This window comes from Heliobacterium chlorum, assembly GCF_014502795.1.
GTDB classification, from domain to species: Bacteria; Bacillota; Desulfitobacteriia; order Heliobacteriales; family Heliobacteriaceae; genus Heliobacterium; species Heliobacterium chlorum.
This window is the reverse complement of sequence record NZ_JACVHF010000105.1, coordinates 1-1,117: the sequence shown is the minus strand read 5'-3', so window position 1 is coordinate 1,117 and position 1,117 is coordinate 1. Positions and strand designations below refer to the sequence as shown.

2 protein-coding genes are annotated in these 1,117 nt (G+C 49.6%); both read right to left on the bottom strand.

Translation table 11 applies throughout. The features are described 5' to 3' along the window. Positions 1–239: hypothetical protein (locus H1S01_RS20315; RefSeq protein ID WP_207732440.1), on the bottom strand; the 239-nt coding region annotated here is incomplete at its 3' end. Then, positions 239–1,117 (bottom strand): phage tail protein (locus H1S01_RS20310; RefSeq protein WP_207732438.1); only part of this gene is annotated, 879 nt, incomplete at its 5' end. The genes H1S01_RS20315 and H1S01_RS20310, both read right to left, overlap by 1 nt.

The following is a 1,117-nucleotide window of genomic DNA, read 5'->3' as shown; positions in this document are numbered from 1 at the left end:
ACGTCCCATATATTCAAGCCACCCGTAGATCGAGCTAACTTAACGGAGTCGATGATTCCGGCGAAAACCCTCACCCCAGAAAGTTCAATGATAATTTCGTCACCCTCGGACGGCTGCACACTTTTTATCGAAAATGAACAGGTATCGACCACGGAAGTCAACACCTGCTCAATGGTAATCCCCTCTAAGAGGATGTTCGATATTTGATTCTCTCCTGCAATTAAGAATTGTTCGGACATTAGAATTTAACCCCCCGGCGAATCAACTGCCGTTCCAGTTCCGCCCAGATTTCCTGCCCGTTACTGCCGTTAATCGTGATATTGAAGCTGTTTCCTCGGCTCCCTTGGGTGAGTTCGGGGGCGGTTAACGCCGGGGTCGGATAAGAATATCCGCCTACACTTCCCACAGCCGCAGATGCCATCGCCTGCCCGGCACCGGTTACCATACCGGTTTCCGCATTTATACCCAGTGCAAACCCTTGGGCCGTATATCTCCCCATTTCAATCATCACGCGAGAAGGAGAATGAATATCCAGAGCTTTTGATGCCGCCGATGTGACCCGGTTAAATACGCCCAGGGCCGCAGAATATAGATAACTCGCCATGCTGGTGATCCCGTTAACAAATCCGTAAATTACGTTTTTGCCCATTTCGACGGCTTCGTTTTTGATTAACTGCCAGGCATCACTAAGGGTTTTCTTAATGGTTGTCATGCAGGCCAGTAACTTTATGGGGGCTTGGGCAAAGGTGTCGTAAATCCCCTGCCAGAGTTTTAATGCTGTATCCCACAGGTACGCCCGACCCGCATCCCAGATCCCTTTCAGCGTTTCCCATGCTGAAGAGATAAAGGTATTCATCACCGTTAGCTTTTCTGTTGTCCACGATTGAATCCCGTCCAGGGTGCTGTTCCATGTTTGGGCTATGCTGCCCCATACCGAAGAAACAACATTTTGGGCGGTGGTCATGGCCCCGTCAATATCATTACGTACTGCCTGAAACGCTACGGAAGCTATGGCTGATAAGGTATTCCAGCATGATGTTAGGAATTGGGTACAAGCATTCCATGCCGACGTCGTACTCTGCGTTACCCCCATCCAAATCCCCGAAAGATAACTCAC